The 26,508-nt window shown below is 69.0% G+C and carries 27 protein-coding genes; all 27 read left to right on the top strand.

Annotated features, from left to right (window positions below):
• Window position 1: 1 nt before the first annotated feature.
• The 27 genes from coaBC to IPG05_09340 all read left to right on the top strand — a co-directional run bounded on the left by coaBC (window position 2) and on the right by IPG05_09340 (window position 26,505).
• Window positions 2-1,195 carry a bifunctional phosphopantothenoylcysteine decarboxylase/phosphopantothenate--cysteine ligase CoaBC gene (gene coaBC / locus IPG05_09210; protein ID MBK6495266.1) on the top strand — a complete coding sequence of 398 codons (1,194 nt, stop codon included), beginning with the start codon at window positions 2-4 and terminating at the stop codon, window positions 1,193-1,195.
• Complete coding sequence (locus IPG05_09215) at window positions 1,188-2,114, top strand: uracil-DNA glycosylase (protein MBK6495267.1); 927 nt, start codon at window positions 1,188-1,190, stop codon at window positions 2,112-2,114. The genes coaBC and IPG05_09215 overlap by 8 nt, the downstream gene beginning before the upstream one ends.
• A complete protein-coding gene (gene dnaB, locus IPG05_09220) occupies window positions 2,074-3,468 on the top strand; it encodes a replicative DNA helicase (GenBank protein ID MBK6495268.1) in 1,395 nt (464 codons plus the stop codon). Before IPG05_09215 ends, dnaB begins: the two co-directional genes overlap by 41 nt.
• A complete protein-coding gene (gene radA, locus IPG05_09225; protein MBK6495269.1) occupies window positions 3,468-4,823 on the top strand; it encodes a DNA repair protein RadA in 1,356 nt (451 codons plus the stop codon). Before dnaB ends, radA begins: the two co-directional genes overlap by 1 nt.
• Complete coding sequence (gene ispD, locus IPG05_09230) at window positions 4,813-5,502, top strand: 2-C-methyl-D-erythritol 4-phosphate cytidylyltransferase (protein ID MBK6495270.1); 690 nt, start codon at window positions 4,813-4,815, stop codon at window positions 5,500-5,502. Before radA ends, ispD begins: the two co-directional genes overlap by 11 nt.
• A complete protein-coding gene (locus IPG05_09235; protein MBK6495271.1) occupies window positions 5,499-6,146 on the top strand; it encodes an L-threonylcarbamoyladenylate synthase in 648 nt (215 codons plus the stop codon). Before ispD ends, IPG05_09235 begins: the two co-directional genes overlap by 4 nt.
• A complete protein-coding gene (locus IPG05_09240) occupies window positions 6,143-6,613 on the top strand; it encodes a low molecular weight protein arginine phosphatase (GenBank protein MBK6495272.1) in 471 nt (156 codons plus the stop codon). The genes IPG05_09235 and IPG05_09240 overlap by 4 nt, the downstream gene beginning before the upstream one ends.
• Entirely contained in the window at window positions 6,610-7,422 is an 813-nt protein-coding gene (locus tag IPG05_09245) for a shikimate dehydrogenase (GenBank protein MBK6495273.1), read from the top strand. The genes IPG05_09240 and IPG05_09245 overlap by 4 nt, the downstream gene beginning before the upstream one ends.
• On the top strand, window positions 7,406-8,170 hold the full coding sequence (locus IPG05_09250) for a ComF family protein (protein ID MBK6495274.1): 765 nt from the start codon (window positions 7,406-7,408) through the stop codon (window positions 8,168-8,170). The genes IPG05_09245 and IPG05_09250 overlap by 17 nt, the downstream gene beginning before the upstream one ends.
• Entirely contained in the window at window positions 8,167-9,177 is a 1,011-nt protein-coding gene (gene gap, locus IPG05_09255; GenBank protein ID MBK6495275.1) for a type I glyceraldehyde-3-phosphate dehydrogenase, read from the top strand. Before IPG05_09250 ends, gap begins: the two co-directional genes overlap by 4 nt.
• A complete protein-coding gene (locus tag IPG05_09260) occupies window positions 9,174-10,367 on the top strand; it encodes a phosphoglycerate kinase (protein ID MBK6495276.1) in 1,194 nt (397 codons plus the stop codon). The genes gap and IPG05_09260 overlap by 4 nt, the downstream gene beginning before the upstream one ends.
• Complete coding sequence (locus IPG05_09265; protein ID MBK6495277.1) at window positions 10,367-11,116, top strand: triose-phosphate isomerase; 750 nt, start codon at window positions 10,367-10,369, stop codon at window positions 11,114-11,116. Before IPG05_09260 ends, IPG05_09265 begins: the two co-directional genes overlap by 1 nt.
• Before the next feature lie 64 nt (window positions 11,117-11,180).
• Window positions 11,181-11,576 (top strand): preprotein translocase subunit SecG, encoded by a 396-nt coding sequence (gene secG, locus IPG05_09270; GenBank protein MBK6495278.1) that lies wholly within the window; start codon window positions 11,181-11,183, stop codon window positions 11,574-11,576.
• Complete coding sequence (gene carA / locus IPG05_09275) at window positions 11,576-12,709, top strand: glutamine-hydrolyzing carbamoyl-phosphate synthase small subunit (GenBank protein MBK6495279.1); 1,134 nt, start codon at window positions 11,576-11,578, stop codon at window positions 12,707-12,709. The genes secG and carA overlap by 1 nt, the downstream gene beginning before the upstream one ends.
• 81 nt (window positions 12,710-12,790) lie before the next feature.
• Entirely contained in the window at window positions 12,791-13,126 is a 336-nt protein-coding gene (locus IPG05_09280; GenBank protein MBK6495280.1) for an integration host factor subunit beta, read from the top strand.
• Window positions 13,126-13,368 (top strand): MoaD/ThiS family protein, encoded by a 243-nt coding sequence (locus tag IPG05_09285; protein ID MBK6495281.1) that lies wholly within the window; start codon window positions 13,126-13,128, stop codon window positions 13,366-13,368. The genes IPG05_09280 and IPG05_09285 overlap by 1 nt, the downstream gene beginning before the upstream one ends.
• Window positions 13,369-13,410: 42 nt before the next feature.
• A complete protein-coding gene (locus IPG05_09290; GenBank protein MBK6495282.1) occupies window positions 13,411-13,812 on the top strand; it encodes a molybdenum cofactor biosynthesis protein MoaE in 402 nt (133 codons plus the stop codon).
• Complete coding sequence (moaA, locus tag IPG05_09295) at window positions 13,809-14,840, top strand: GTP 3',8-cyclase MoaA (protein ID MBK6495283.1); 1,032 nt, start codon at window positions 13,809-13,811, stop codon at window positions 14,838-14,840. The genes IPG05_09290 and moaA overlap by 4 nt, the downstream gene beginning before the upstream one ends.
• An 18-nt stretch (window positions 14,841-14,858) precedes the next feature.
• Window positions 14,859-16,631 carry a M20/M25/M40 family metallo-hydrolase gene (locus tag IPG05_09300; protein ID MBK6495284.1) on the top strand — a complete coding sequence of 591 codons (1,773 nt, stop codon included), beginning with the start codon at window positions 14,859-14,861 and terminating at the stop codon, window positions 16,629-16,631.
• 113 nt (window positions 16,632-16,744) lie between these two features.
• Window positions 16,745-17,260, top strand: a complete 516-nt coding sequence (locus IPG05_09305) for a hypothetical protein (GenBank protein MBK6495285.1) — start codon at window positions 16,745-16,747, stop codon at window positions 17,258-17,260.
• 112 nt (window positions 17,261-17,372) lie between these two features.
• Window positions 17,373-18,296 carry a malate dehydrogenase gene (mdh, locus tag IPG05_09310; GenBank protein ID MBK6495286.1) on the top strand — a complete coding sequence of 308 codons (924 nt, stop codon included), beginning with the start codon at window positions 17,373-17,375 and terminating at the stop codon, window positions 18,294-18,296.
• A 7-nt stretch (window positions 18,297-18,303) separates the two neighbouring features.
• Window positions 18,304-18,960, top strand: a complete 657-nt coding sequence (locus tag IPG05_09315) for a succinate dehydrogenase cytochrome b subunit (GenBank protein ID MBK6495287.1) — start codon at window positions 18,304-18,306, stop codon at window positions 18,958-18,960.
• Window positions 18,961-18,979: 19 nt separating this feature from the next.
• Window positions 18,980-20,893 (top strand): fumarate reductase/succinate dehydrogenase flavoprotein subunit, encoded by a 1,914-nt coding sequence (locus IPG05_09320; GenBank protein ID MBK6495288.1) that lies wholly within the window; start codon window positions 18,980-18,982, stop codon window positions 20,891-20,893.
• Window positions 20,894-20,898: 5 nt separating this feature from the next.
• The gene (locus tag IPG05_09325; GenBank protein ID MBK6495289.1) at window positions 20,899-21,672 is read left to right on the top strand and encodes a succinate dehydrogenase/fumarate reductase iron-sulfur subunit; all 774 of its coding nucleotides are present in this window, start codon (window positions 20,899-20,901) and stop codon (window positions 21,670-21,672) included.
• Complete coding sequence (locus tag IPG05_09330) at window positions 21,669-22,925, top strand: hypothetical protein (GenBank protein MBK6495290.1); 1,257 nt, start codon at window positions 21,669-21,671, stop codon at window positions 22,923-22,925. The genes IPG05_09325 and IPG05_09330 overlap by 4 nt, the downstream gene beginning before the upstream one ends.
• Window positions 22,926-22,948: 23 nt before the next feature.
• The gene (locus IPG05_09335; protein ID MBK6495291.1) at window positions 22,949-24,403 is read left to right on the top strand and encodes a hypothetical protein; all 1,455 of its coding nucleotides are present in this window, start codon (window positions 22,949-22,951) and stop codon (window positions 24,401-24,403) included.
• Window positions 24,400-26,505: a M20/M25/M40 family metallo-hydrolase gene (locus tag IPG05_09340; GenBank protein ID MBK6495292.1), complete on the top strand. Its 2,106-nt coding sequence runs from the start codon at window positions 24,400-24,402 to the stop codon at window positions 26,503-26,505. Before IPG05_09335 ends, IPG05_09340 begins: the two co-directional genes overlap by 4 nt.
• The last annotated feature ends 3 nt before the right edge of the window (window positions 26,506-26,508 follow it).

Genomic DNA, 26,508 nt, shown 5'->3' on the forward strand with positions numbered 1-26,508 from the left:
GATGTGGCGGGGCCGTCGAGTCGTCCTCGGAGTCACCGGGGGAATCGCGGCCTACAAGTCCGTCCTGCTGGCGCGTGACCTGACGACACGGGGCGCGCTGGTGGATGTGATCCTGACCCGGGGCGCCACCGAATTCATCGGTGTCCCGACATTCGAAGCCGTGACTCGACGCCCCGTGCGCACCTCCCTCTGGGAGCGCGACGGGGCGCTCGATCATGTGACACTCGGCGAATCGGCCGACCTGATCCTCGTCGCCCCGGCAACGGCGCATCTCCTGGCGCGCGCCGCACTCGGCATGGCCGACGATCTCCTCACCGCCACACTTCTCGCGGCCAAGGCGCCAGTGCTCATTGCGCCGGCGATGAACGACGAGATGTACGCCGACGAGGCCACCACCGCGAACCTCGCGCTGCTGCGCGAACGCGGCTGGCGTCAGGTCGGGCCGGTGGTGGGCGCACTCGCTGAGGGGCCGTCCGATCGGCCGGGGCGGATGGCCGAGCCGAGCGAGATCGTCGCACACGCGGAGCGCGTGTTGGCCGGCCCCGGTCCGTTGCTCGGGCTCAAGGTCGTGGTAACGGCCGGCCCGACCCGCGAGGGAATTGATCCGGTCCGCGTGATCACCAATCGCTCCAGCGGCAAGATGGGCTATCGGATTGCCGAGGCCGCGTGGCGGCGTGGCGCCGAGGTGACGCTGATCACCGGGCCGTCATCGGAGGCAATTCCCGTCGGCGTGACCGTGCGGCGGGTCGAGACCACGCACGAACTGAAGGATGCCGTCGCGCGCGAGATGCCGAGCAGCGACGTCCTGGTGATGGCCGCGGCGCCGGCGGACTACCGCCCGGTGCACACACGGGACACCAAGCTGCCGCGCTCCGAGGGCGGCTTCACGCTGGCCTTTGAATCGACCGAAGACATCCTGGTCGCGACGATGCCGCAGCGGCACGCGGGGCTCACCGTGGTCGGCTTCGCGCTGGAGACTGGTGCCGCCATCGAGCGCGGCCGCATGAAGCTCACCCGCAAGCAGCTCGACATGATCGTCATCAATGACGCACTCGAGGCGGGCGCGGGGTTCGACGTCGACACCAACGCCGTGACGATCCTCGACTGCCAGGGTGGCGACCAGCGGATCTCGCTGCGCAGCAAGGCGGATGTGGCCGAGGCGATCCTCGACGCCATCGAGCAGTACCGTGGCTGATCCGGTCCGGCGCTGGCTCGAGCTCCAGCGCGACCTCGGCGGCGACGAGGTGATCGTCGACAGCCCTGCCGATCTCATCGCGGCGATGAGCGCCAAACCGCCCAAGGCCGCCCGCACCACTCCCGTTGCTCCGACCACCACGCAGGCCGCCCCCGAGACTCCGCTGAAGGCCAAACCGAAAGCCTCCCCCCCACCGTCGCCGCGTGCGAGCGCCACCGTCGAGCCGAAGTCGGCACCGGTCTTCGGGGGTGTGGTCAGGCCCTTTGGCGACCCCGAAGCCGTCTGGCGGAAGGCGGCGCCCGAGATTCCTGGGCCGGGGATGGCTGTGGTGCCGCCAGCCGCCAGCGTGGCCAAGGGCGCGGTGTGGACCTCGCTCGAGCAGGTGGCCTCGGTGGTCGCCGAATGTCGTGCCTGCCCGCTGTGCCAGGGGCGGACGCACACCGTGCCAGGGGAGGGGAATCCGGCGGCCCGGCTGATGTGTGTCGGCGAGGGTCCGGGGGAAAACGAGGACCTCACGGGGCGACCGTTCGTGGGCAAGGCGGGCGAGCTACTCGACAAGATCCTCGCCAACATCGAGGTTCCTCGGGAACAGGTCTACATTGCCAATGTCGTGAAGTGCCGCCCCCCGCGGAACCGGGCGCCGCTCCCCGACGAGCGCGAGGCCTGCAGCGCGTACCTGCATCGCCAGATCGCGCTGGTTCGGCCCAAGGTCCTCCTCGCGCTCGGCAGTACCGCCGCCGAGGCGTTGCTTGGGGTCAAGAAGCCGCTGGGTGATCTCCGTCTCCGGGTCCATGCCTGGGACGGCATACCACTCATCGTCACCTATCACCCGGCTGCGCTGCTGCGTAACCCCAACTGGAAGCGACCCGCCTGGGATGATGTCCGAATCGCCCGACAGCTCCTCGAACTCGACGCCTGATCCGTTCCAGGGACGCACCGTCCCCTGGAGTCAGGAGGCCGAACAGGCCGTGCTCGGCGCCATGCTGATCGACAGCGAGGCGTCGCTGCGGGGCGCTGAGCTGCTCGACGACCTCCAGTTCCACAAGGAAGGCCACCGCCGACTCTTCCGGGCACTGCGTTCGCTGGTCGAGCAGCGGATGGTGATCGACTACGTCACCGTGCGGGACGAGCTCCAGCGCCGCGGCGACCTGGAACAGGCCGGTGGCGTCTCCTATCTCGACGAGCTGGTCAACGCCGTGCCAACGGCCGCCAACCTCGAGTTCCACGCCAGGATCCTCCGTGAGAAGGCGATCCAGCGCCGCCTGATCGAGGCGGCGACGCAGATCGTCTCCGAGGCGTACGAAGGGAAGACCACCGCCGCGGAGCTGCTGGACAAGGCCGAAGGGAAGATCTTCGTGATCGGGCAGCAGCGTCGCGACGACGGCTTCACCCGGATCAAGGAGATGCTCTGGCCGTCGATGGAGCGCATTGAACAGCTCCAGCGAAGCGGTAGTTCGATTACCGGGGTCCCCAGTGGCTTCGCCGATCTTGACGAGATGACCACCGGCTTCCAGAACTCCGAACTCATCATCGTGGCGGCGCGTCCCTCGATGGGGAAGACCGCGTTCTGCTTGAACCTCGCGACCCACGCGGCGATCGAGGGGCACGGCGTCGCCGTCTTCTCGCTGGAAATGTCGAAGGACTCGCTGGTCCAGCGTATGCTCTGCGCCGAGGCCCGCGTCGACTCGCAAGCGGTGCGTCGTGGCATGTTGCGCGACACCGACTTCACGCGCCTGGCCCGCGCCGCCGGCATCCTGCAGAACTGCCCGATCTGGATCGACGACACACCAGCCCTGACGCTGCTGGAGATGCGCTCCAAGGCGCGCCGCCTCAAGGCGGACAACGACCTCAAGCTGGTCATCGTCGACTACCTGCAGCTGATGCGCAGCCCCGAATACGCCGACAACCGCGTGCAGGAAATCTCCGACATCTCGCGCTCGCTCAAGCAGCTGGCGCGCGAACTCGAAGTGCCGGTCATCGCGCTGTCGCAGCTCTCGCGCGCCTCGGAGCAACGCGGCGGTGACCGGATGCCGTTGCTCTCCGACCTGCGCGACTCCGGCGCGATCGAGCAGGACGCCGATATCGTCCTCTTCATCCACCGGCCCGAGATGTATCGCGACCTGCGCGAGAAGGCGGAGCAGGCGGGCGATTCGCTCGACGGCAAGGCCGAAGTGATCATGGCGAAGCACCGGAACGGTCCGACCGGCTCGATCGATCTCTTCTTCCACAAGCAGTTCACGCGCTTCGACAGCCGCACCGAACGGGAGCAGTGATGGCGAAGGCCCGCGCGGTCTGGCGGTGCGTCGAATGCGGCCACGACCACCCGAAGTGGGTCGGTCGCTGCGAGGCGTGCGGGGCGTGGAACAGCGTCGGCGAGGAAGCCATCAGCAAGGCGCCCGCGCCACGCGGCGGCGGGGCCGTGGCCACGTACGCCCCGGTGGTCCGCCTGCGCGACGTGACCGAGGCGCGCCTCGAACGCTGGGGCACCGGACTACCCGAACTCGACTTCGTCCTCGGCGGCGGCATCGTCCCCGGCTCGATGACGCTGATCGGTGGCGAACCCGGCATCGGCAAGTCGACGCTGCTGATGCAGGCCGCCGCGCGCCTCGAAGCGAGCGGCCGCACCGTCCTGTACGCCAGCGGCGAGGAATCAGCCGAACAGCTCCGCCTCCGTGCCGACCGCCTCGGCGAGGCGAGCGGTGACGTGCAGGTCCTCGGCGAGACGCGCCTCGAGGGTGTCCTCCAGGCCGCGCGCGAGATCGATGCGGCGGTGCTCATCCTCGACTCGATCCAGACCGTCTACACCGATGCCCTCGAGAGCGCCCCCGGCAACGTCGGGCAGGTGCGCGAATGCGCCGGGCTGCTGATGCGCTTCGCGAAGGAGAGCGGTGTCGCCGTGATCGTCGTCGGCCACGTCACGAAGGGTGGCGCGATCGCCGGCCCCAAGACGCTGGAGCACATCGTCGACACCGTGCTCTACTTCGAGGGCGAGTCGACGCTCGACTACCGCCTGCTGCGCGCCACCAAGAATCGCTTCGGCTCGGTCGATGAACTTGGCGTCTTCTCGATGACCTCGCAGGGACTCGTCGCGGTGCAGAACCCGTCGGCCGTCTTCCTGGCGGCGCGCGCCGAGGGGACCGCCGGCAGTGCCGTGACGGCATTGATGGAAGGGACCCGGCCGGTGCTCGTCGAAGTGCAGGCGCTCGCCGCGCCGTCGGGCTACGGCACGCCGCAGCGGGTGGCCACCGGTCTCGACCCGAAGCGTCTCGCGGTGATCCTCGCGATCCTCGAGCGGCGCGGCAACGCCTCCTTCGCGACGCTCGATGTCTTCGTGCAGGTGACCGCCGGCGTGCGGCTCACCGAGCCCGGCGCCGACCTCGCCGTTGCCGCGGCGCTGCTCTCGTCTATGCGCGACCGCCCCACCCCGGCCAACGCCCTCTACCTCGGCGAACTTGGCCTCGGTGGCGAGATCCGTCCGATCGGCGGACTCGATCGCCGGCTCGCGGAGGCCGCGCGCCTCGGCTTCACGCAGGCGTTCGGCTCGTCACGCGCCACCGCGTCGGTCCCCGGGATCAAGCACCGCGGCCTCGATCATGTCGATCAATTGGTGCGCACCATTGGGACGTGACGTCGGCGTGATCGTCGTCGCCGCCGGTCGCGGCGCGCGGATGGGCGGCGAGGTGCCGAAGCAGTACCTCACGCTCGCCGGCCACCCCGTCTTGCTGCATGCCCTCCGGCCGTTCGTCAGTCATCCCGAGGTCGCGACGGTGGTGGTCGTGCTGCCGCCTGCGGACGCCGAGGCTCCGCCTCCCTGGCTTGCGGGCCTCGTCGGGGATGCACTCATGATTGTCGCGGGCGGAGCGGACCGCGCCGCGTCGGTGCGGAATGGGCTGGCCGCCGTTCCCGCGGAGTGCACTGTCGTGCTCGTCCACGATGGCGCGCGACCCTTTCCACCACGCGCCGCCATCGACGGCGGCATTCAGGCGGCCCGCGCCGGACACGCGGCGTTGCCGGCGCTGCCTGTATCGGACACGCTCAAGCGCGCCGATGACTTCGGGCGGGTGCTGGGGACCGTGCCGCGCGAAGGATTGTGGCGTGCACAGACCCCGCAGGCGTTTCCGCGCGCGATGCTGGAGCGCGCGCACGCCGCCGAGATGGCGGGCGACATCGTGGCAACGGATGACGCGATGCTCGCCGAACTGCTGGGCGCCGTGGTCGAGATTCTTCCGGGGACGGCTCGCAATCTCAAGATCACCACGCGCGATGATCTGGCCCTGGCCGAATGGTACGCCGCGGAGTCCGGATGATTCCGTTCCGCACGCCGGAGGATGTCGCCCGCGCGATCCCCGCGGTCCAGGCGCACCTCGCCGCCGATCGCCTGCTCGCCTACCCGACCGAGACCGTCTACGGTCTGGGCTGCGCGCCGACCGATGCGGCACTCGACCGACTCGCCACCCTCAAGGGCCGGCCGGCACGGAAACCGTTTCTCCTCCTCGTGAGCGGTCTCGAGATGCTCAATCAGTGCGGCCTTGTCCTGACACCGAGCGCGAAGGCGATGGCGCAGGAGTTCTGGCCGGGACCACTGACGCTCGTCCTCAGCGGTGGCGAGGGAAGACTCCCGGACCGACTGCGCGGCGGTGGTGGTGGGATTGCGGTACGCTGGACGTCGCACGACGGCATTGCCCGACTGATCGAGGCGTGCGGCCGCCCGCTGACGTCCACCTCGGCCAACCTGCCCGGTGGACCGACGGCACCGGGCCCCGGTGCGATCGCTTCACTCTTCCCCGATGCGATGGCGACCCATGAGTTGATGGTGCTCGACGGCGGCGTCCTCGGTAACGTGCCGCCGTCGACGCTGGTCGACTGCACCACCGCCGTGCCGGCGCTGGTGCGTGCCGGGGCGATTCCGATCGCCGAGTTGCGGCGACGGGTGGGGCGGTTGGCCCCATGAAGCGCATCCTGGTCGTCTGCACCGGCAACACCTGTCGTTCGCCCTTGGGCGAAGTCTTGCTGCGCGCGCATCTGGCGGCGGAGTCCAGGCTTGCGGACGTCACCGTCACGTCAGCGGGCACCAATGCGTGGAGTGGGACGCCGGCGTCGGAAGGATCGTACCTGGTGGCGCTCGAGCGTGGGCTCGATCTGTCGGCGCATCGCGCGACGGCGCTCACCATTGACCTGGTGCGGCAGGCCGACCTGATCCTGACGATGAGCCGGAGCCACGCCACGGCGGTGCTCGCCATGGGGGGAGCAGGGAAGACCCACACGGTGGTCGAGTATGCCGGCCGCCGCGACGACTTTCCACCGGACGTCGCCGACCCTGTTGGCGGCGATGTCGAGGACTATCGCTACACCGCCGACAGCCTCGACCAGCTCATGGGCTCCGTGACGGCGCGGCTGGTCCGCGAGGCGCGGCCGTGAGGATCAGCGCCAACACCCGCCTCTTTGCCCTGCTTGGCGATCCGGTGTCGCACTCGCTCTCGCCGCGCATGCAGAACGCCGGCTTCCTCGCCGCGGGTCTGGATGCGGTGTACGTCGCGATGCCGTGCAGTGCCGCCCAGCTCCCGACATTGGCCGACACTTTGGTGGCCAGCGGTGGTGGCGGCAACATCACCATTCCGCACAAGAACGCTGCCGCCGCTCTGCCTGGTGTGCGCGACGAGCGCGTGCAGGCGCTGGGTGTGGCCAATGTCTTCGGCCGCGGCGTCGACGGTGGCACCATGCTTGGCAACAGCGATGTCGACGGGATTCTCTCGGCGCTCGATCGGCTCGAGGCGCCCGCCACAGCGTGGCATCTGCTTGGGACCGGTGGGAGCGCCCGCGCCGTCGTGGGGGCAGCGCGCGAGCGGGGTGCCCGGATCGCGGTGCGCTCCCGGGCCCCGGGGCGTGGCGAGGCATTTCTGGCGTGGTGTGCCTCCGTGGGCGTGGCCGCCGCGGCGGCCGAGGAGTGCGAGGTGGTCATCAACGCCACACCACTCGGCTTGGCCGGGGGCGATGGCATGCCGATCGATCCGTCGCAGGGACCGGCGCTGCGCGCGGCGCTTGACCTGACCTACCTCGAGCGTGGCCCGACGCGGTGGGTCGAGGCGTGCCGTGCGCGCGGTCTTCGGGCGGATGACGGCCGCCACATTCTGCTCGTGCAGGGCGCGGCCTCGTGGCGACTCTGGTTCCCCGGCCTCACCGCGCCGATGGCCATCCTGCAGGCCGCCCTCGATGGTCGCCTGGGGTGAAGTGGCCCGACGGGCGGAGCGCTGGCTCCTCCCGTCGGAATGCCTCGTCTGCCAGCAACCGGTGGTCGAGCCGGACGAGCCCCTCGTCTGCGCCGGCTGCCGGGTGCAGTGGCGCGCCCTCCCCGAGCCCCGCTGTGCCATCTGTGGCGAACCATCTCCGCTTGGTCTGGCGTGCCGACTCTGCGCCCAGTGGCCGGCCGGGATCGGTCCGGTGCAATCCGCCGTCTTCCTTGATGACCGGGTCCGCCCCCTCGTGCATCGCTTCAAGTACCTCGGCTGGTGGCGGCTGGCGGACGCCTTCGCGGTCCGGATGGCGCCATTGCTGGCTGGGCGGCCCGACGCGGATCTGGTCCCGATCCCGCTGGCGGCAGGGAGGCGGCGGCAGCGGGGCTACAACCAAGCCGAGGTGTTGGCCCGGGCGCTCGGGCGGCGTGCAGGGTGGCCGGTCCGTCCGGAGCGGCTCGTCCGCTGCCGTGAAACCCCGACGCAGACCCGCCTGGCCCCCGAGGCCCGGCTGGCCAATCTCGCCGAGGCGTTTGGTGCCATTCCGAGTGCCCGAGGCGTCATTCTTGTGGATGATGTATTCACCACCGGAGCGACATTAGTTTCCGCTGCTGGGGCGTTGCTCGATGCCGGAGCTCCCCAGGTGGAAGCGATCACCTTTGCGCGCGCCGAACCACCCTTGGTGGGCGCCGCTGCCCGATTGAGACCCTTGACCCACTCTCGCTGGAGTGAGGAGCCCGTATGAGCATCCGTGTTGGCATCAATGGTTTCGGCCGCATTGGCCGCAACGTGATTCGCGCCGCGAAGGCCGCGGGGGTCACCGACATCGACTTCGTCGCCGTGAACGACCTGACGGACACGAAGACGCTGGCGCACCTCCTCAAGTACGACTCGGTGCACGGCCGCTTCCCGGGCGACGTCCGCGCGGTCGAGGGCGGGCTCGACGTCGGCGGCGACCTGGTGCGCGTCCTCTCCGAGCGCGACCCGGCCAAGCTGCCCTGGGGCGAGCTCGGTGTCGACATCGTGCTCGAATCGACGGGCCACTTCACCGATCGCGACAAGGCGGCGTTGCACATCCAGGGCGGCGCGAAGAAGGTGATCATCTCGGCGCCGGCGAAGGGCGAGGACAAGACCTTCGTCTACGGCGTGAACCACCTCGACTACGATCCGACCAAGCACCACGTCATCTCGAACGCGTCGTGCACCACGAACTGCCTCGTGCCGGTGGTGAAGGTCATCCGCGACAACTTCGGCTGGGTGCGCGGCTACATGACCACCGTGCACAGCTACACCAACGACCAGAACATCCTCGACCTGCCGCACAAGGATCTGCGCCGGGCGCGCGCGGCGGCGATGTCGATCATCCCGACCAGCACTGGCGCCGCGAAGGCCACGTCGCTCGTGATCCCCGAGGTGAAGGGGAAGATCGACGGCGTCGCGCTGCGCGTCCCGACCGCCGACGTCTCGCTCGTCGAGCTGGTCTGCACGGTCGAGAAGACCACCACGGTGGAGGAGGTCAACGCGGCCTTCCGCGCGGCGGCCGCTGGTGCGCTCAAGGGCGTGCTCTTCGTCAGCGATGAGCCGTTGGTCTCGGTGGACTACACCGGCGACCGCGCCTCGAGCACCGTCGACGCGCTCTCGACCGCCGTGCTCGAGGGGACGATGATCCACGTCTCGTCGTGGTATGACAACGAGATGGGGTACTCGGCGCGCTGCGTCGACATGATCCGTCACATCGGCGCGCAGCTGTGAGCAAGCGGACCCTCGCCTCGCTCGAGGGGGTGCACCTCGACGGGCAACGTGTCGTGGTTCGGGTGGATCTGAACGTCCCGATCACCGATGGCGTGGTCGGCGACGACACGCGGATCCGGGCGTCGTTGCCCACGATCCGTTACCTCCGCGACAAGGGCGCGCGAGTGGTCCTGCTCTCGCACCTCGGCCGTCCCAAGGGCGGTCCCGATCCGAAGTATTCGCTCCGCCCGGTGGCTCGCGCGCTCGAAGTGGCATTGGGTTTCCCGGTGACGTTCCTGCCGGATCCGACCAGCGATGACGCCGCCGCGACGGTGCGGCACATGCCGCGCGGTGGTGTCGCGCTGGCGGAGAACACCCGCTTCTATCCGGGCGAGGAGAAGAACGACGAGGCGCTGGCGCAGCGCTTCGCCGCGCTCGGCACCATGTATGTCAACGACGCGTTCGGCTCGGCGCATCGCGCCCACAGCAGCACGGCAGCGATCGCGCATCTGCTCAAGCCGGCCGTCTCCGGCTTCTTGATGGAGAAGGAACTGACGTTCCTCGGCGAGGCCGTCAACAAACCGGTGCGCCCGTTCGTCGCCATTCTCGGTGGCGCCAAGATCTCGGGGAAGATCGACCTCATCGAGGCGCTGCTCCCGAAGGTCGATCATATCCTGGTCGGCGGCGCGATGGCGTGCACCTTCTTCAAGGCGATGGGACTCGAGGTCGGCAACTCGCTGGTTGAGCTCGACCGGGTCGAGATGGCCAAGGAACTGATTGCCAAGGCCGGCAGCAAACTGGTCCTGCCGACCGGGGCGCGAATCGCCGAGCGACTCGAGCCGCACGCGGTGACGCGCGGCGTGCCACGCGATGGCATCCCGGCGGGCTGGGCGATGTACGACATCGACGCATCGAGCGTGATGCAGTTCTCGGCGATCATCGCGGGCGCACGCACCGTCATCTGGAACGGCCCGATGGGGGTGTTCGAGATGCCGCCGTTCGACGCCGGCACGATGGGCGTGGCGCGCGCGCTGGCGTCGGCCACGGCATCGGGGGCGATCACCATCGTGGGCGGCGGCGACTCGGCTGCCGCGATTGTGGCCGCCGGACTGGAGTCGCAGGTGACGCACGTCTCGACCGGTGGCGGTGCATCGCTCGAGTTTCTTGAAGGGAAGCCGTTGCCGGGTGTCGAAGCATTGGACGACGCCTGATGGGGCGCCCGGTGTTGTTCGCCGCGAACTGGAAGATGCAGGTCGCCCCCGGTGAGGCACGACTCTACCTCGAGCGCTTTCTCTCGCTCGACGCGCCGCGTGCCGGCCGCACGCTGGCGTTCTTTCCACCGGCCGTGTCGCTCGAAGCAGTGGCCGACGCCATCCGCGGACATGATCACATCGTCGCCGGTGCGCAGGACGTGCACTGGGAGCCGAAGGGCGCCTTCACCGGGGCGGTCAGCGTCCCGCTCGTGCGCGCCGCCGGTGCGGGTGCCGCGCTGATCGGCCACAGCGAACGGCGGCACGTCTTCGGGGAGACCGACGCCGAGACGGCCAAGAAGGTGGCGGCGGTGCTCGGCGGTGGCCTCCAGGCGATGCTCTGCGTCGGCGAGACGCTCGCGCAGCGCGAGGCCGGGGAGACCGAGGCTGTCTGCGCCAGGCAGCTCCAGGCCGCGCTCGCCGGTGTGGCACCGACGGCCGACCTGGTGATCGCCTACGAACCGGTCTGGGCGATCGGCACCGGCAAGAACGCCACCCCGGAGGACGCCAACACGGTCCACGCCGCCATTCGCGGGGTGCTGGAGGGGTTGGGCCTCCCGAGGACGACCCGAGTCCTCTACGGCGGCTCCGTCAACGCCGGCAACGCGGCCGCCCTCCTGGCCCAGCCCGAGCTCGACGGGGTGCTGGTCGGTGGCGCCTCGCTCGACCCGGATGGGTGGGCGGGGATTTGCTCGACGCTGGCCCCCTAGAGGTTGAGCCCGGTCCACCGGGCCGCTATCTTGGGGGGCTAGGCTCAAACCACAGGACTTTCGGATGTTCGGTTTTCTGCTGACGTTGATGATTCTCGACGCCCTGATCCTCGCGGCGGTCGTTCTGATGCAGGCTGGCCAAGGCGGCGGGCTTGCCTCGCTCGGCGGCGGCGGCGTGCAGGCGATCGGCGGCCGTCAGGCCACCACGATCCTGACCAAGGCCACCTGGATCACTGGCGGCGCCTTCATGGGCCTCGCACTGCTCCTCTCGGCGATCGCGCCGGGCAGGGCCACTGCGGCCAGCGAGGTGCAGCAGAAGCTGCAGCAGGGGGCCCAGCAGGCGCCCGTGCCGACCTCGCCGCTCGAGGGTACCACGGCTCCCCCGCCGGTCACCACGGCGCCCGCTCCCGCTCCCGGGACGACGCCAGCACCGGCGCCCGCCGGGACCAAGCAGCCGTGATGGCGACCAACGCAGGCGGGACACTTCGTCCCGCCTTCGTTTTGTTGGAGGACGGCAGCTGGTTCGCCGGCCAACTGGTCGGACCGATCGCCAAGGGGTTCGGTGAAGTCGTCTTCACCACCAACCTCACCGGCTATCAGGAAACGTTCACCGATCCCAGCTACCTCGGCCAGATCGTCGTGATGACGGCGCCGATGATCGGCAACTACGGCATCACCGCGACCGACGACGAATCCGCGCACCCGCAGGTGAGCGGCGTGGTCGTGCGGGAGCTGGCCGAGCACTACTCGAACTGGCAGGCGGTGACGTCGCTGCCTGAGTGGCTTGCCGCCGCCGGCGTGCCGATCATCACGGGCGTCGACACCCGCCGGTTGACGCGGCACATCCGCGAACGCGGCGCGATGCGCGGCGTGATCGCCGAGGGGAACGGGCCGACTGATGCGCTGCGCGCCGAACTCGCCGCATCGCCATCGATGAACGGCCTCGACCTCGCCTCGCGTGCGACGGTCACCGAGTCGTATGTGCAGGGCAGCGGGCCATCGGTGGTGGCGATCGACTTCGGGATGAAGCGCAACATTGTCCGGATGCTCGAGTCGACCGGCCTCCGCGTCGAGGTCGTGCCGGCCGAGACGACCGCCGCCGAGATTCTGGCGAAGGCGCCTGATGGGCTCTTCCTCTCGAATGGTCCGGGCGATCCGGCCGCCGTTGGCTATGCCCGCGAGACGATTCGTGCGGTCGCCGAGGCCGGCGTCCCGACCTTCGGGATCTGCCTTGGGCACCAGCTGGTCGGGCTCGCCTTCGGGGGCGCCACCGCCAAGCTGCCGTACGGCCACCGGGGCGGTAATCACCCCGTGAAGGAGCTGGCGACGGGGAAGGTCCTGATCACCACCCAGAACCACGGATTCGCGGTCCAGGGCACGGAAGCGGGCATTCCCGGGGCCCCGGAGCTGGCGGTGACCCACCTCAATCTGAACGACGGGACGGTGGAGGGGCTCAAGCACACTCGGCTCCCCGTCTTCGCGGTCCAGTACCACCCCGAAGCGGCTCCGGGGCCCCATGATGCCTTCCCGCACTTCGGCGAGTTCCTGGAGGCGATCCGGGTCCGGCGAGCCGAAAAGGGCGCAACCTCTTGACAGACAACGCTTAAGGGTCGTACATATCGGCCCGAAGGGGGCCTGTGGACGGCCCTCACGGTGTCTCCCCGAGGGGCTCAGATGACCAAAGCCGATCTCGTCGAACAAGTCACTGCCGCCATCGCCCGAACGTCGGGGCCGATGATCTCCAAGAAGGACTGCGCCCGCGTGGTGGACGCCTTCCTGGACGCCGTGAAGTTGGCGATGCGCGACCAGCACAACATCGAAGTCCGCGGCTTCGGGACGTTCAAGATCCGTCGTCGCAAGACGCGCATGGCGCGCAATCCGCGCACCGGTGATCCGGTGGAAGTGGCCGCGCGTCCCGTGCCGGTGTTCAAGCCCAGCAAGGAGTTGCGGGCACTCGTCGCTCACGAGGAATACATCGACGATGGGTCGGAGATGGACGACGACGAGTGATGCGTCGGCCGGTCTTGCTGTTCGCGCGGTACGCCGAACTGTTCGGCGCGGAGTCGGTGTCAGTGGATCTCCCCGATGGTGCCACCGTTGCTGATCTGATCGCTGCCCTCCGCGCGTTGCCGGGGGGCGCGTCACTTCCTCCCCAGCCGTTCGTTGCCGTCGCCCAGGCACAGGCCGCCCCCGGCGACCGCCTTCCCGCCGATGCGGAACTGGCCCTGCTCCCGCCGCTCGCGGGAGGCTAACCCGTGCACCTGCAACACGATCCCCTCGATCTCCCGGCGCTGATGGCGTCGGTCTCCGCTCCCGACCGTGGGGCGTTGGCGACCTTCGTTGGCCTCGTCCGCGACCATCACGCCGGTCGGGGCGTCCTGGGACTGGAGTACAGCGCCTACGGGGCGATGGCCGAGGCGGCCTGCGCCCGGATCGTGGCGGAGGCCGAGGGGCAGTGGAAGGTCAGGGTCGCCCTGGCGCACCGGCTGGGTGGGCTGACCGTTGGTGAGGCCGCCGTGATCGTCGTGGCGGCCTCTGCGCACCGCGACGCCGCATTTGAGGCCTGCCGCTGGGTGATCGAGGCCGTGAAGGCCCAGGTGCCAATCTGGAAGCGGGAGCGGTACCTCGATGGTAGCGAGGCATGGGTCGATCCGACCGCGCCTGACGGAACCGTGCCGACCGGAGGCACGCCATGAGCGGCGTGCTCGACCAGTTCGGCCGCCCGCTCGGCTCGCTGCGGATCTCGGTGACCGATCGCTGCAACCTTCGGTGCCGCTACTGCATGCCCGAGGAGGAGTACACCTGGTTGCCGCGGGCGTCGCTTCTCTCCTTCGAGGAGATCACCCGCCTGGCGACTGCCTTCGCGTCGCTCGGTGTCTCGAAGCTGCGACTCACCGGTGGCGAGCCACTGCTTCGGCGCGACCTCGCACAACTCGTCGCGACGTTGGTGGCGGTGCCGGGCATCCGGGAAGTGGCCCTCACGACCAACGGCCTGCTGCTCGCGCAGCAGGCGGAGGCGCTGAAGGCCGCGGGGCTGCATCGCGTGACCATTTCGCTCGACACCCTGCGCGCCGATCGGATGGCGGCCTTTGCCAAGAGCACGCACCATGGCGATGCGCTCGAAGGGATCTCCGCCGCCATCCGCGCGGGATTTGCCGGCATCAAGCTCAACACGGTGGTCGTGCGGGGCTTCAACGACGACGAGCTCGTCGACCTGGCTCGCTTCGCGACGCGCGCCGGCCTCGAGCCACGCTACATCGAGTACATGGATGTCGGCGGCGCCACCGATTGGGACTCGACGCAGGTCGTCCCGCGCGAGGAGATCCTGGCGCGATTGGCCGAGGCGTTCGGCGCGGTGACCGCCGAGCCGCGGCATGGCGATCCGCGGGCGCCGGCCGAGCGGTATCGCTTCGCCGACGGCACGGTGGTCGGGGTCATTTCGTCGACCACGGCCCCGTTCTGTCGGGATTGCGATCGGGCACGCCTCACGGCCGACGGGACGCTCTATCGCTGCCTCTACGCGCCGAGCGGGATCGACCTGCGGACCGCGCTTCGGGACGGGAGCGACGACGTCGCGATCCGCGACATCCTCCGCGCGGCCTGGGCGTCACGCCGGGACCGCGGGGCCGAGGAGCGGACAGCGGTGCAGGAACGTGGCATTCTGGTGCCGCTGGAAGGCCTTCGGGCCGATCCGCGCAAGGAAATGCACGTGCGGGGCGGCTGAGCAACTTCTGGCGAGGTGGTGCGTAGTGCTCTCGTTGTTGGCGCCGCCGGGTGGTGGCGCGTCCTTGGTTCCCCTTCACTCGTGGTGATGCTCTTGTCGATTTCCTCCCGTTCCAGCCAGGCGTTGCTGCTGACGACGCTCGTCGCCCTCGCCACCCCTGCCGCGGCACAGCAGCCGCTCCCGCTCAAGTACAAGGGGCCGATGACGACCCCGGCGATCTCGGCCGGCGACCTGATGACCCGGCTCTACGTCTATGCCGACGACTCGATGATGGGCCGCCGCTTCGGCACCGAGGACAACATCCGTGCGACGGCCTACATCGAGCGCGAAGTGCGCCGGCTCGGCCTGCGCCCGGGTGGCGACAACGGCACCTTCTTCCAGAACCTCTCGACGTACGGCCGGATGCTCGACCGGGCGAGCACGGCCTCGGCGGGCGGCGCGGCGTTGGTCGTCGGCAAGGACCTCACCGGGAATCAGATCGGCAACCGGACCGGCACCGCGATCTATGGCGGCATGCGCGGGGACTCGGTCACGCCGGAGCAGATCAAGGGGAAGGTCGTCGTGGTCACCACGCCACTCGCGAGCGGGGCGGCGGGTCGCGGGCCGATCTCGCCGGCGCTCTACGCCGGTGCGGCCGCGCTGGTGATGGTTGGCCCGGCGACCCTCCCGGCGATGGCCGTCAATGCCAGGGTTACGGAAACGCCGAACACCTTGGTTGGCGCCGCGGTCGCGGAGACGTCGCCGCTGCAGTTGACCATCACGCCGCGCGTCGCCGAACTGCTGTTCGGCAAGCCGATTGAGCAGGTCGCCAAGGGCACCGAAGGGGCCGTCCTCGCGGCGAACATCAACTTCACGGCGGCACCGGTCCCGACGCGCAACGTCGTGGCGATCCTCCCCGGTACCGATCCGACGTTGAAGTCGCAGTACGTCCTCATCGGCGCGCACAACGACCACGTCGGCTACAACAACCGCCCGGCCGACCACGACTCGCTCAAGGCCTTCGCCGAGGTGTTCCTGATTCAGGGTGCCGACAGCCGTCCCTCGCCGGACGCGCTGAAGGATCCGGTCAAGTGGGCGATGGTGAACGGCAAGATCGCCGCGGCCCGCCGGATCCGGACGGCACCGCGCGCGGACTCGATCTACAACGGCGCGGACGATGACGGCTCGGGCAGCGTCACCGTGCTCGAGGTGGCGGAGGCGTTTGCCAAGGGCGTCATCAAGCCGAAGCGCTCGGTGATCTTCATCTGGCAGACGGGTGAAGAGTCGGGGATGATCGGGTCGGGGTACTTCGTCGACCATCCGACCGTTCCGCGCGATTCGATCGTCGCGGCGGTCAACATGGACATGGTCGGTCGCGGCTTCGCCTCGGACGTCACGGGCAGCACCAAGGCCGGTGGCCTGATCTACGGCGGCGCCGGCTACCTCCAGCTGGTTGGCTCGCGCCGGCTCTCGAAGGAGTACGGTGACCTCGTCGAATCGGTGAACACCGACAAGAAGCATGGCTTCACGTTCGACTATGAGATCGATGCGGACGGCCATCCGCAGAACATCTACTGCCGCAGCGACCACTGGAGCTACGCCAAGTACGGCATCCCGGTCGTCTTCTTCACGACCGGCGGCCACTCGGATTACCACCAGGTGACCGATGAGCCGCAGTACATCAACTACGGCCACATGGCCGATGTGGCGAAGCTCAGCTTCGATGTCGTGCTCCGTGCGGCGAACCTCGATCATCGCGTGAAGCTCGACAAGGAAGGGCCGTTCAACCCCAAGGCGAGCTGCCGCCAGTAGCACGCCAGGGCAGGGCATCCGATTCCCGGTCGTCTCGCGATGGTTGCGGGATGGCCGGGTTTCGCGTTCTCTTCAGCAGTCCCACCCTTCATTTCCCGCAGCCCGGGCCCAGCATGCCGCTCCACATTGCCCTGCTCGAAGCCGTTCCCGCCGAGGTCACCGGCGCGGTGGCGCGCGAGTGCGGCGCCGCCGATGCGTCGCTCCACCTGATCGGACCGCTGACCTTCGCCGCCGACGCGGCCGAGTTCCGCGCTGCCGGCCCGAAGGACTGGGAGGCGCTCGACTGGTGGCTGCATCCCGGTTGGCGCGCCTTCCGTGACGCGATGAGTCGGGAGCGCTGCCTCTACTTCTCGGCCGATGCCGAGCGGGACGCCGCCGAGGCGCCCTTCCGGGCCAACAGCGTGCTGGTGCTCGGCGACGCGAGCCTGGCGCTGCCGGAGAAGATCCGCGACAAGTACCCGGAGCGGATCTACCGACTGCCCCGGCTGGCAGGGAAGGTGCCCGGCGATCTGGCCGGCGCCACCAAGGCGCTCCTCGGCTTTGCCTCGAAGCGGATCGGCGACGGGACCGCCGCCGGCGTGGCCGCGCCGCCGACCGAGCGGCCACGGAGCCGCGCGAGGCGGCGCTAGCCGACCCACCCCCGTTGGGGGGAGTGTCCCGGCCGATTACGTTTCCGAGGCTGACCAGCCGAGCGGATACGACGTCCGCGCCGCGGTCAGGACACTCTGGTCGGGAAGGCCCATGTTCGAGAAGATCACGGTGGTCGGTGCCGGCAACGTCGGCGCCACCGCAGCGCAGCGAATCGCCGAGAAGCATCTCGCGCGGACGGTGGTGATGGTGGACGTGGCGGAGGGGATCCCGCAGGGGAAGGCCCTCGACCAGTGGCAATCGGGCCCGGTCGAGGGCTTTGACGCACGGGTCGTCGGCGCCAACGACTACACCCTCGCCGCCGGGTCCGAGCTCTTCGTGGTCACCGCCGGTATCGCCCGCAAGCCGGGGATGAGCCGCGACGACCTCGTCAAGACCAACGCCGGCATCGTCCGCTCCGTCGGCGAACAGATCAAGCAGGTCGCGCCCAACGCGATCGTGATCGTCGTCTCCAATCCCCTCGACGCCATGTGCTACGTGATGCGCCAGGCGACCGGCTTCCCGCGCGAGCGGGTGATCGGCATGGCCGGCGTGCTCGACACCGCGCGCTACCGGATGTTCCTCTCCGAGGCGATGGGCGTGTCCGTCGAAGACATCCAGGCGATGGTCCTCGGTGGCCACGGCGACACGATGGTGCCGCTGGTGTCGTACACCACCGTCTCGGGGATCCCGGTCACCCAGTTGCTGACGCCAGAGGTCCTCGATCCGATCGTCCTGCGGGCGCGGAATGGCGGCGCGGAAATCGTCGCCCACCTGAAGACCGGCTCGGCCTACTATGCGCCGAGTGCGGCGGCGGTGCAGATGGTCGAGGCCATCGTCCTCGACAAGAAGCGCGTCCTGCCGTGCTCGGCGTGGCTGCAGGGTGAGTTCGGCCTCACCGACGTCTACTGCGGCGTGCCCTGCGTCCTCGGTCGCGGCGGGCTGGAGCGGATCATCGACATCACGCTGACCGACGACGAGCGCACGGCGCTGCACGCCTCGGCCGAATCGGTGCGGTCGATCCAGGCGATCGTCTGAGCGCCGGATGAATCGACTCGAGGCACTCTGGCAGACCGCGATCGGCAAGAAGGTCGCGATGGCGGTGAGCGGGCTGGCGCTGGTGGGATTCCTGGTGTCCCACATGGCGTCGAATGTCCTGATCTTTGTCGACCCGGCGAAGTTGGACCATTACGCCGAGTGGCTGCGCTCCTTCGGGGCGCTGCTCTGGGTCGCACGCGCGGGACTGCTGGCGATGGTCGGTATTCACATCCTCGCCGCCTACCAGCTCACCCAGATGGCCAGGCGCGCCCGGCCACAGGCCTACAGCCAGGCGGAACGGCGGGTCTCGACGTATGCCGCCCGGACGATGCGCTGGGGCGGCGTGCTGATCCTGGTCTTCATCGTCTTTCACATCCTCCATTTCACCACTGGCACGCTGCACCCGGATTTCTACCCTGGCGAAGTCGGGCGGAATCTGATCAGCGGCATGCAGGTGCAATGGACGGCGGCGTTCTATGCCGTGACGATGGTCGCCATCGGCGCCCACTTCTGGCATGGCATCTGGTCGGTCTTCCAGACCCTCGGGCTGAATCACCCGGCCTGGAATCGGACCCGCACCTCGATCGCGGTCGGGCTCACGCTGCTGGTGGCCGGCGGCTTCCTCTCCATTCCGCTTGCCGCCCTCTTCGGGCTCCTGCGCTGACAACCGGGGTAGCACAGTCATGAATTTCGACGCCAAGATCCCGGCCGGACCGCTCGACGCGAAGTGGGATCGTCATCGCGCCGACGTGCGGCTCGTGTCGCCCGCCAACAAGCGGAAGTTCCACGTCATCGTCGTCGGCTCCGGCCTCGCTGGTGCCTCGGCGGCGGCCTCGTTGGCCGAGCTCGGCTACCAGGTCTCCTGCTTCTGCTTCCAGGACTCGCCGCGCCGCGCCCATTCCATCGCAGCGCAGGGCGGCATCAATGCCGCCAAGAACTACCAGAACGACGGCGACTCGGTCGAACGGCTCTTCAAGGACACCATCAAGGGCGGCGACTTCCGGGCCCGCGAGGCCAACGTCTATCGGCTGGCGCAGGTGTCGGTGAACATCATCGACCAGTGCGTGGCGCAGGGTGTTCCGTTCGCGCGCGACTACGGCGGCATGCTCGCGAACCGTTCCTTCGGCGGTGCGCAGGTCTCGCGGACCTTCTACGCCCGGGGGCAGACCGGCCAGCAGTTGCTGATCGGCGCCTACCAGGCGCTCGAGCGGCAGATCGGTCTCGGGGCGGTCAAGATGTACAGCCGGCACGAGATGCTGGACGTGGTCGTGGTCGACGGGAAGGCGCGCGGCATTGTCGTCCGCGACCTGGTCAGCGGCGAGGTCACCTCGCACGCGGCGCACGCCGTCGTCCTCGGCACCGGGGGCTACGGCAACGTCTTCTACCTCTCGACCAACGCCAAGGGCGCCAACGTGACGGCCGCCTACCGTGCCTACAAGCGCGGCGCCGGCTTCGCGAACCCGTGCTTCACCCAGATTCACCCGACCTGCATTCCAGTGAGCGGCGACTACCAGTCCAAGCTGACGCTGATGTCGGAATCGCTCCGGAACGATGGTCGTGTCTGGGTGCCGCTGAAGCAGGGCGACACGCGCGCCCCGGGGCAGATCCCCGAGGCCGAGCGCGACTACTACCTCGAGCGGAAGTACCCGAGCTACGGCAACCTCGCGCCGCGTGACATCTCGTCCCGGGCCGCCAAGGAAGCCTGCGACGACGGGCGCGGCGTCGGCCCCGGTGGCCGCGGCGTCTACCTCGACTTCTCCGCGGCGATCGCGCGACTCGGCGAGGCGACGATCCGCGAGCGGTACGGCAACCTCTTCGACATGTACCAGCAGATCACCGGCGAGAATCCGTATCAGGTTCCGATGCGTATCTATCCGGCAGTCCACTACACCATGGGCGGACTCTGGGTCGACTACAACCTGATGAGCACGCTGCCGGGGCTGCACGTGATCGGCGAGGCCAACTTCTCCGACCACGGCGCCAACCGCCTCGGCGCCTCGGCGCTGATGCAGGGGCTGGCCGACGGCTACTTCGTCCTGCCGTACACGATTGGCGACTATCTCGCCGGCACCAAGCTCGCGCCGGTCGACACCTCGCACGAGGCGTTCAAGGCCGCGGAGGCGGAAGTGCGGGCGGCGACGCAGCGCTTCCTCGACATCAAGGGGACGCGCACGGTGGATTCGTTCCACCGCGAGCTCGGCCTCCTGATGTGGGAGAAGTGCGGCATGGCGCGTGACAAGGCCGGATTGCAGGAAGCGCTCAAGCGGATTCCGGAACTCCGGGCGGAGTTCTGGAGCAACCTGAAGGTGCTGGGGTCGGGCGCAGCGTTGAACCAGGCGCTCGAGCAGGCGGGGCGCGTGGCCGACTACATGGAGTTCGCCGAGTTGATGTGCCGCGACGCACTCGAGCGCGAAGAGTCGTGTGGCGGACACTTCCGGACCGAGTACCAGACCGAAGACGGCGAGGCGCTGCGCGACGACGAGCACTTTGCGCACGCCGCCGTGTGGGAATATCAGGGGGAGGGGAAGACGCCGCTCCGCCACCAGGAAGAGCTGAACTTCGAATTCGTCAAGCTCGCGACGCGGAGCTACAAGTGAGCGACATGAAGCTGACCCTCAAGGTGTGGCGCCAGGCGGGTCCCGGGGCGCCGGGTGCATTCAAGCAGTACGCGGCAACGGCGAACGAGCACATGTCGTTCCTCGAGATGCTCGACGTGGTCAACGAGGAGTTGCAGGGCCGCGGGGAAGAGCCGATCGCCTTCGACCACGATTGTCGCGAGGGAATCTGCGGCATGTGTTCGCTGGTGATCAACGGCGCGCCGCATGGTCCGAAGCGTGGGGTCACCACCTGCCAGCTGCACATGCGCAGCTTCAAGGATGGGGACGTGATCGCGATCGAGCCGTGGCGCGCGAAGGCGTTCCCGGTGCTCCGCGACCTCGTCGTCGATCGCTCGCCGTTTGACCGGATCATCCAGGCCGGGGGCTTCGTCTCCGTGCCGACCGGCGCGCCGCCGGACGGCAATGCGATTCCGATTGCGAAGGAGGCCTCCGACCGCGCGATGGATGCCGCCGCCTGCATCGGCTGTGGTGCGTGTGTCGCGGCCTGCCCCAATGCCTCGGCGATGCTCTTCACCTCGGCGAAGGTGACCCACCTCGGGCTGTTGCCGCAGGGCCAGCCGGAGCGCGAGCGCCGGGTGCTGGCGATGGTGAACGCGATGGACGAGGAGGGCTTCGGCGGCTGCACCAACTTCGGCGAGTGCGAGGCTGCCTGCCCCAAGGAGATCTCGATCGAGAACATCGCCTTCCTGAACCGCGAATATCTCCGAGCCTCGCTCGGTGAGCGCGTCGGCGCGCACGCCGCCTCAGGCGTGATGTGAGCTGGCGCGGGCGGGCGCTGGTCGTGGTGGCCGCACTGGGCGGGGGCGCGATCGCGCTCTCCGCCCAGTCGAGCGTTCGGCTCACGCCGATGGCGCAAGGGGTCGGCGTGGCGACCTCGGTCGACCCGATCCCCGGTGGCGGCTCGCTGACCGAGGTTCGCCTCGTGCAGCCCGTCGCGATGGGGCTGCTGAGCGCCGCGGGCGGGCGCCTGCAGGCGACGTTCACCCTGAACTTCGAGAGCATCAGCATCCCGGATGGCGAGCTGACCCCTGGCGGTTGGGGCGAGGGCTTTGTCGATCGGCGACACCCGCACACGACGGTCCACGAGCTGCTGCTCGGGACGCCCGATCTGCTGGGGACGGCGCGGCGCGGCACCCGACTCGGCCTGGTGGCAGGGAAGGGCTTCGTACCGTTCGGCACAGACGACCCGATGGTGCGGCCGTTCCTCCGCTACCCGGTAAACCACCACCTGGCGCAGGTGCTGGAACGCGCCGTCGTCATCGGCCAGGTGGATCATGGTCCGGTGACCGTCGAGGGCGCCCTCTTCAACGGGGATGAGCCGGAGCGTCCGTCGCAGTGGCCGCTCCTGCGACTTCCCGACGGGCAGTGGCGCTTCGGCGATTCGCGCGCGCTCCGGGTGACGGTGCGTCCCCTGACCGGACTCGAACTCCAGGCGTCGGTGGCCTCGATACTTTCCCCGGAGCATCGTCTGGCGGCCGGCGGTCGGGCCAAGAAGGCGTCGGGATCACTTCGCTGGCAGGATGCCCCGAGCTGGGGCACTCGCTACATGATGGCCGAGTGGGCGCGCACCAGCGAACTCGAGGGGACCTTCGTCTTCCTCTCCCTGCTGGCCGAGGGGAGCATCAGCCGCGGTCCCTGGTCGGCAGGGTATCGATTCGAGGCGACGGATCGACCGGAGGAGGAGCGCCTCACCGATCCATTCCGATCGCTCCGCCCGCATCTTGAGAACAGCATTCTCGGCATCGGTCGCTGGACGCTGCACACCGTCCGCGTGGCGCGCGAACTTCGCGATCCCGCGCTCCCGTTCCGGGCGACGCCGTTCATCGAAGCGACGTTCGGCGACGTGGAGAAGCTCGACGCCGGGATCTTCGACCCCGTCCAACTGTATGGCCGGACCTCCGTTCGGCAATTATCGATCGGTGTGGTTGTGGGGTGGGGGATGCGTCACCACCGCATGGGTCGCTACGGCGTTCTCGCCGCCGACCCGGATCATCAGCACCACACTCCCTGACTCACTTCCCGCAGAAGGTTCAGATGCTTCGAGCCCCCCGACTCGCCCTGCTCATGCTGGTCGTCGCTGGTTGCGGTACGCCGCCCGTCGCCTCCGAGCCCCAGGTCTTTGTGACGTTGGTGTCTGGCGACAACCAGACGGCCTCCGTCAGCACGGCGCTGCAGCCGTTCAAGATCCGCGTGAAGGACGAGTTGGGTGTGCCCGTTGCCGGACGGCGGGTGCGCTGGAATCCGATCCTGGGCGGGGGGGCGATCACGCCGGGTGAAGGGGTCACCGATGCCCTCGGCGAGGCGACCGCGGTGCTCACCCTCGGGGCCAATGCCGGCACGAACTCGGCACGCGCCACGGTGACGCAGGGCACCCCGGAAATCGTCTTTTCCGCGACCGCGACGAGTGCCGTCGTGAATCGGACGCCGGTCCTGGTGGCGTCGGTCGGCGTGCCGGCAACGTACGGGCATCACGATACCTTCGTGCGCGACGGGCTGGCGTTCGTCTGCGCCTGGAATGCCGGCGTCTACATCTACGATGTCGGCAACGGTGTTCGCGGCGGATCGCCGAACAATCCGGAGCTCGTCTCGCAGCTGATCACGAACACCAACGGCGTGGCCGGCGGCGCGCAGGTCCACAACGCCTGGTGGTTCCACAACCCGGTGACGAACCAGAAGAAGTACCTCTTCATCGGCCAGGAAGGCCCGGGGACCGTCGGCGTGGCATCGGCCGGCGACATCCATATCGTGGACGTCAGCAACCTGGCCGCGCCGGTCGAGGTCGGCTTCATCACTGTCCCCGGCGCCGGGGCGCACAATTTCTGGATGGATGAGGCGCGGCAGATTCTCTATGCGGCGTACTACAATGGCGGTGTCATCGCCGTCGATGTGTCCGGCACCCTCACCGGTGACATGTCGAGCCGCATCGTCGCGCAGGTGCAACCCGGCGGCGCCAACAACACCTACATCTGGGGCGTGATGCTCGCGGGCGGCCGGCTGTACGCCACGGACATGCTCAGCGGCCTCTGGGTGCTCGATCCGCTCACGCTCGCCACCCTCGGCGGTGGCAACAACGTGCCCACGCAGTATGTCTCCGACCTCTGGGTCACCGGGACCACCGCCTACACTGGCGGGTGGGGCAACCGGAACGCGCGCGGGAACAGCATCCGCATCTGGGACGTGGGCGGCACGACACCAGCGCCGATTCTCGAGATTGCCATTCCGAACGCCACCACGGTGAGCGACGTCGCCGTCACCCCGGGTAACGTCGCGCTCGTCGCGACCGCGGAAGGGGGTGCCGGGGCCGGGCTCTACGTGTACTCCCTCGCCGACCCCCGCGCCCCGGTCCTCCGCGGCTCCGTGGTGGTGAGCGGCGGGCTGCATACCGGCGAGATTGCCGTGATCAACGGCCGGACCTACGTCTTCACCGCCAAGAACCCCGCGAGTCCGGAACTTCGCATCTACGACATCACAGGGACGATCGCGCCATGATCCGGACACGCCTGCTTGCTGGACTGGTTCTGTTGACGGCACCGACGATCGCCGAGGCGCAGGTTGCCATCACCGGCTTCACGCCGCTCGGCGCCGCACGCGAAGCCGCACTCGAGGCGCGGCTGCTCGCGGTGCCCGAGGCGGCGACGGCGCGCACCCATGCCCGCACGTTGGCGGCCAGACCGCACATTGCGGGCACGCCGGCGCAGCGGGCGACGGCGGACTACGTCCTCACGACGATGGCCTCCTACGGGCTCGACACGATGCGGGTGCCGTTCCGCGTCTACCTGCCGTATCACGATTCGACCGTGGTGGAACGGCTCACGCCGACGCGCCGTCGCCTCGACCTCAGTGAACCGGCCGTTGCGGGCGACCCGACCACCGGACTGCAGCGCTGGCCCGCAATGAATGGCAATGCCGGCGCCGGCGACGTGCGTGCGCCGCTGATCTACGTGAACTACGGCCTCCCGGCCGACTACGCCACGCTCGATTCGCTCGGCATCGCGGTGAAAGGGCGCATCGTCATCGCGCGGTACGGGCGCTCCTTCCGCGGCATCAAGGCGCGCGAGGCCGAAGCGCATGGCGCGGTCGGGCTGCTGATCTACAGCGATCCGCTCGACGACGGATTCACGCAGGGTGACGTCTATCCGGAAGGTCCGATGCGGCCCGCGACGGGGGTGCAGCGCGGCTCGATCTACAACGGCTTCGGCGATCCGACGACGCCGGGGTGGCCGTCCACGCTCGACGCGAAGCGTGCGGCCCCCGAGACGCTTACGCTGCCGAAGATTCCGGTGGTTCCCATTTCCTATGGCAACGCCGGCCAGCTGCTTGGTGAGATGCGCGGTCCGTCGGTCCCCGCTGGCTGGCAGGGTGGTCTGGCGTTCCGCTATCACCTCGGCGACGAGAAGGTGCAGGCGCGTGTTGCGCTCTGGCCCGAGCGCGGCGAGCGTGCCTTCAAGACGATCGTCAACACCTTCGGCGTGATTCGCGGGTCGCAGTTTCCCGACGAGATGGTCATCGTCGGCGGGCATCGCGATGCCTGGGGCCCGGGCGCGGCCGACAACGTTTCCGGTGTCGTCTCGATTCTGGAGGCCGCGGAGGCGTGGGGTGCAGCACTCAAGGCGGGCCACCGTCCGCTCCGGACGATCGTCTTCGCCACCTGGGACGCCGAGGAGTGGGGGTTGGTCGGGTCGACCGAGTGGGTCGAGCTGATGCGCGACACCCTGTCGGCCAATGCTGTCGCCTACCTGAACCAGGATGTGGCGGCGTCCGGTCGCTCGTTCGGTGGCGGGGGGACTGCGTCACTGGCGGCGTTCCTGCGCGACGCGACGCACGGGATCCGGCAGCCGGGTGATACCGGCTCGATCTACCGTGACTGGGCGCAACGCACGGTCACCACACAGCGGCCGCTGCCGCCCGTCGGCGATCTCGGCGGCGGGTCGGACTTCGCCGGCTTCTACAACATGCTCGGGCTGCCGTCGATCGAGTTCGGCTTCGGTGGCCCGGGCGGCGTGTATCACAGCGCGTACGACAGCTACACCTGGATGGAGCGGTTCGGCGATCCGGGATACCTGAGCCATGTCGCCGCGGGTCAACTGTCGTCGGTGATTCTGTCCCGACTGGCAAACGCGGCCGTCGTCCCGCTCGATCACGGCATGCTCGGGGCGTACCTCCTCACGCTGGTCGAGCGCACGCGTCGTGAGCCGGGGGCGGCCACCATCGGTGGCGAATTGGATGGCGTGGCGGCGGCCGCGCGAGAGCTTGAGGCGGCCGGCGCGCGCTTTACATCGGCGCGCGACGCCCTGTTGACCAGCAATCCGGATCCGGGGTCGCTCGCCGAGGCGAATCGGCTGCTGCGGCGCGTCGAACCGATGCTGGCGCGGCCGAGTGGCCTGGTGGGACGGCCGCTGTTGAAGAACCTGATCTTCGCGTCGGATCGCGACAACGGCTATTCCAACGTGCAGTTCCCCGGAGTTGTCGAGGCACTGCGCGATCACGACTCGACGCGTGCCGCTGCCGAGGCAAAGGAGCTGGCCGAGCGCATTCAGAACGCCGCGAAGGGCGTCGATGCGGCCCGGGCTGCGCTCCCGCCTCGACGCTGAGCC

Source organism: Gemmatimonadota bacterium, from assembly GCA_016704275.1.
GTDB lineage: Bacteria > Gemmatimonadota > Gemmatimonadetes > Gemmatimonadales > GWC2-71-9 > Palsa-1233.